Below are 5,438 nucleotides of genomic sequence, written 5' to 3' on the forward strand. Positions count from 1 at the left end.
TTGCGGCGGCGTGCTACTCTCCCACACCCTGTCGGGTGCAGTACCATCGCCGTGCCGGGCCTTAGCTTCCAGGTTCGGAATGGGGCTGGGCGTTTCACCCGGGCCATGGCCACCGCAAAATCTCGTTGACGGCGCGTGCGCCGTGTTTATGCGTATATGTGGCGGTTTGGGAACCGGCTAATGGACGCGGTGTCGTGACTCATCCGTCGTGGTCGACCATCGGGTCGTCGATGCTAGTGCAGTCGGAGCGTGTCGCGGACCCAGCGGTCCGCCGACCCATGAAATGGGTCTGATGATTGCCTTTCGGCCGTTAGTACCGGTCGGCTCCACCCCTCGCGGGGCTTCCACCTCCGGCCTATCAACCACGTGTTCAGCATGGGGCCTTCAACAGGTCAAGCCTGTACGGAACACTCATCTTGGAGAGGGCTTCCCGCTTAGATGCTTTCAGCGGTTATCCCATCCGAACGTAGCCAACCAGCCGTACCCTTGGCAGGATAACTGGCATACCAGAGGTTCGTCCACCCAGGTCCTCTCGTACTATGGGCAGGGCTCCTCAGTGTTCCAACGAGCGCAGAGGATAGAGACCAAACTGTCTCACGACGTTCTGAACCCAGCTCGCGTGCCGCTTTAATCGGCGAACAGCCGAACCCTTGGGACCTGCTCCAGCCCCAGGATGCGACGAGCCGACATCGAGGTGCCAAACCATCCCGTCGATATGGACTCTTGGGAATGATCAGCCTGTTATCCCCGGGGTACCTTTTATCCGTTGAGCGATGCCGCGCCCGTGCGCCGGCACCGGATCACTATCTCCGACTTTCGTCCCTGCTCGACCCGTCGGTCTCGCAGTCAAGCCCGCTTGTGCGATTGCACTCGACACCCGATTGCCAACCGGGCTGAGCGGACCTTTGAGCGCCTCCGTTACTCTTTGGGAGGCAACCGCCCCAGTTAAACTACCCGCCAGGCACTGTCCCTGACCAGGATGACTGGTCGAGGTTAGACGCCAGATGAAGACAGAGCGGTATTTCAACGACGGCTCCACACGGGCTGGCGCCCATGCTTCGAAGCCTCCCGCCTATGCTACACAGTCCACACCTAACGACAATACCAAGGTATAGTAAAGGTCCCGGGGTCTTTTCGTCCTTCTGCGCTTAACGAGCATCTTTACTCGTACTGCAATTTCGCCGAGCTCCTGGTCGAGACAGTGGGGAAGTCGTTACGCCATTCGTGCAGGTCGGAACTTACCCGACAAGGAATTTCGCTACCTTAGGATGGTTATAGTTACCACCGCCGTTTACCGGGGCTTGAATTCACCGCTTCGCCCAAAGGCTGACGGATCCTCTTAACCTTCCGGCACCGGGCAGGCGTCAGAGCGTATACAGCGGCTTGCGCCTTCGCACGCTCCTGTGTTTTTGGTAAACAGTCGCTACCCCCTGGCCTGTGCCACCCCCAAAAGCTCCCCGGGCAAGCCGGTTCACCATCGGGGGTCTCCCTTATACCGAAGGCACGGGAGTAATTTGCCGAGTTCCTTGACCAGGATTCACTCGATCGCTTTGGTATTCTCTACCTGACCACCAGTGTCGGTTTGGGGTACGGGCGGCAAAGGCCCTGACGCCGAAGCTTTTCTCGGCAGCATCGGATCACCGGATATCGGGGCAAGAAGCCCCCCATCATCACACCTCGGGCCCGTGCCATGCGGATTTGCCTGCATGGCGCCCTGCGTGCTTGACCACGGAAAACCACCTCCGCGGCCGGCTACCGTCCTGCGTCACTCCCGCGCTATCCTACTACGACTACGCTCCCAACGAACCACGCGTCCGAACCCCGAAGGGAACATCCACGCGGAACGGAGGTTAGTACTCATCGCCTCGGACCTGACGGACCAGAGCCGGTACGGGAATATCAACCCGTTCATCCATTCGACTACGCCTGTCGGCCTCGCCTTAGGACCCGACTCACCCAGGGACGACGAACGTGGCCCTGGAACCCTTGGTCATCCAGCGTGGGGGATTGTCACCCCCATCTCGCTACTCATGTCTGCATTCTCACTCCCATACAGTCCACCATCGGCTTGCGCCACGGCTTCACCCCGGTATGGGACGCTCTCCTACCCAGTACAAAGTACTGCCGCGTCTTCGGTGGCGTGCTTGAGCCCCGCTACATTGTCGGCGCGGAACCACTAGACCAGTGAGCTGTTACGCACTCTTTCAAGGATGGCTGCTTCTGAGCCAACCTCCTGGCTGTCTATGCGACTCCACATCCTTTCCCACTTAGCACGCGCTTGGGGACCTTAGACGACGATCTGGGCTGTCTCCCTCTCCACGACGAAGCTTATCCCCCGCCGGGTCACTGCCAGGATACACTTCACAGGTATTCGGAGTTTGGCTGCTGTCGGTACCCAGTACGGGCCCTCAAGCATCCAGTAGCTCTACCCCCTGGAAGCAATAACCTGACGCTGCACCTAAATGCATTTCGGAGAGAACCAGCTATCACGGAATTTGATTGGCCTTTCACCCCTAACCCCAAGTCATCCCCCCAGTTTTCAACCTAGGTGGGTTCGGTCCTCCACGCGGTCTTACCCGCGCTTCAACCTGCTCAGGGCTAGATCATCCCGCTTCGGGTCCAGGACACGCGACTCAAACGCCCTGTTAGGACTCGCCTTCGCTACGCATACACCACACGGCTTATGCTCGCCACGCATCACTGACTCGCAGACTCATTTTTCGATAGGCACGCCGTCACCCCGAAAGGCTCCGACGGTTTGTAAGCGCACGGTTTCAGATACTATTTCACTCCCCTCCCGGGGTACTTTTCACCTTTCCCTCACGGTACTCGTCCACTATCGGTCGCACTGGAATATTCAGGCTTACCCCACGGTCAGGGCGGATTCACACGGGATTCCACGAGTCCCGTGCTACTCGGGATGGACAACCGGCAGGCGCTGCACGACCGACTACGGGGCCATCACCCTCTTCGGCCGGGAATTCAATCCCGTTCGTCTAGCACAACGCTTTGTCACTGCCGGCCGGGCCGTCGGACCCGACACGCATCCTCCCACGACACCGGCGCCGCAACCCCCGACGGGTATCACACGACACCGGTTTAGCCATCATCCGCTTTCGCTCGCCACTACTCACGGAATATCCTTTCCTGCAGGTACTGAGATGTTTCACTTCCCCGCGTACCCCCCGCACGAATGCGGTGCCAGCCCATGACGGCTGGCGGGTTTCCCCATTCGGAAATCCTCGGATCAAAGCCCTGTCGGCGGCTCCCCGAGGCCTATCGCGGCCCCACACGTCCTTCATCGGTCCAGTGCGCCAAGGCATCCACCATACGCCCTTGCAAGCAACACACACCCCGCACGAAACGGGGAACGGCGCCGCAAGGATCCGCGAACACTCGACAACACATCATCACACTAACGATCACAAAACGATCGACCAGACTCCAACAAAATGGAGTCCGACGAAATAATCACATACGACGCGCGACACCCAACAGGGCGCCACGCGCCCGCGTCCACTATCCAGTTCTCAAACCACCACCCCGCACCGGCACGACCACGCACGACCCAAGGCCGACGCACCCACACCGGGGGGACACCGGAACCAACCCGCGAAAGGGTGACGGTCCGGGAGCCCAAAAGCGCATCCCATACCACCGAACAAAAAACGTCCTTGACCGCTCCACACCAGAAACCCACGCGCCAGGGGGACATCCCCCGGCCGGGGCGCGACCACCACCCATGAGACAGGCGGTGGATTCCAAGAAATCTCCGTAGAAAGGAGGTGATCCAGCCGCACCTTCCGGTACGGCTACCTTGTTACGACTTAGTCCCAATCACGAGCCTCACCTTAGACGGCTCCATCCCTTGCGGGTTAGGCCACCGGCTTCGGGTGCTGCCCACTTTCATGACTTGACGGGCGGTGTGTACAAGGCCCGGGAACGCATTCACCGCGGCGTTGCTGATCCGCGATTACTAGCGACTCCACCTTCACGGAGCCGAGTTGCAGGCTCCGATCCGAACTGAGACCGGTTTTCAGGGATCCGCTCCGGCTCGCGCCATCGCATCCCGCTGTACCGGCCATTGTAGCATGCGTGAAGCCCTGGACGTAAGGGGCATGATGATCTGACGTCATCCCCACCTTCCTCCGAGTTAACCCCGGCGGTCCCCCGTGAGTCCCCGCCATGACGCGCTGGCAACACAGGGCAAGGGTTGCGCTCGTTGCGGGACTTAACCCAACATCTCACGACACGAGCTGACGACGACCATGCACCACCTGTGAACCCGCCCCGAAGGGAAACCACATCTCTGCGGTCGTCGGGAACATGTCAAGCCCAGGTAAGGTTCTTCGCGTTGCATCGAATTAATCCGCATGCTCCGCCGCTTGTGCGGGCCCCCGTCAATTTCTTTGAGTTTTAGCCTTGCGGCCGTACTCCCCAGGCGGGACGCTTAACGCGTTAGCTCCGACACGGAACCCGTGGAAAGGGCCCCACATCCAGCGTCCACCGTTTACGGCGTGGACTACCAGGGTATCTAATCCTGTTCGCTCCCCACGCTTTCGCTCCTCAGCGTCAGTAACGGCCCAGAGACCTGCCTTCGCCATTGGTGTTCTTCCCGATATCTACACATTCCACCGTTACACCGGGAATTCCAGTCTCCCCTACCGCACTCCAGCCCGCCCGTACCCGGCGCAGACCCGACGTTAAGCGACGGGCTTTCACACCGGACGCGACGGGCCGCCTACGAGCCCTTTACGCCCAATAATTCCGGACAACGCTTGCGCCCTACGTATTACCGCGGCTGCTGGCACGTAGTTAGCCGGCGCTTATTCGAAAGGTACACTCACTTCCGCTTGCTCCCAATCAAAAGCGGTTTACAACCCGAAGGCCGTCATCCCGCACGCGGCGTCGCTGCATCAGGCTTGCGCCCATTGTGCAATATTCCCCACTGCTGCCTCCCGTAGGAGTCTGGGCCGTATCTCAGTCCCAATGTGGCCGGTCGCCCTCTCAGGCCGGCTACCCGTCGAAGCCTTGGTGAGCCGTCACCTCACCAACAAGCTGATAGGACGCGACCCCATCCCATACCGGTACAAAACCCTTTCCCAACACACCATGCAGCATGTTGGAGCATCCGGCATTACCACCCGTTTCCAGGAGCTATTCCGAAGTACGGGGCAGGTCGGTCACGCATTACTCACCCGTTCGCCACTCTCACCACCAGGCAAAGCCTGATGGATCCCGTTCGACTTGCATGTGTTAAGCACGCCGCCAGCGTTCGTCCTGAGCCAGAATCAAACCCTCCACAAAAAAACTCTGTGAAGAGCCGAACATTCGACTCGAAAAAAAAAGAAAAAGAAAAAGACGGCACAACCAGCCGGCCCGAAGACCAACCGGAAACGCACAATCCTTCAAAACGACAACCCAACCAACCGGAAAAA

Annotated in this window: 3 rRNA genes; all 3 read right to left on the reverse strand. The window is 59.5% G+C overall.

Going from position 1 to position 5,438, the window contains the following annotated elements:
* A 5S ribosomal RNA gene (rrf, locus tag CS006_RS10565) occupies positions 1 to 117 on the reverse strand.
* A gap of 174 nt (positions 118 to 291) precedes the next feature.
* Positions 292 to 3,350: ribosomal RNA gene (locus CS006_RS10570) — 23S ribosomal RNA — on the reverse strand.
* A 428-nt stretch (positions 3,351 to 3,778) separates the two neighbouring features.
* Positions 3,779 to 5,307 (reverse strand): 16S ribosomal RNA (locus tag CS006_RS10575).
* Together the 16S, 23S and 5S rRNA genes form the textbook arrangement of a ribosomal RNA operon.
* Between the last annotated feature and the right edge of the window lie 131 nt (positions 5,308 to 5,438).

The sequence above is a fragment of the Bifidobacterium primatium genome (assembly GCF_002802875.1).
In the GTDB taxonomy this organism is placed as follows: Bacteria; Actinomycetota; Actinomycetes; order Actinomycetales; family Bifidobacteriaceae; genus Galliscardovia; species Galliscardovia primatium.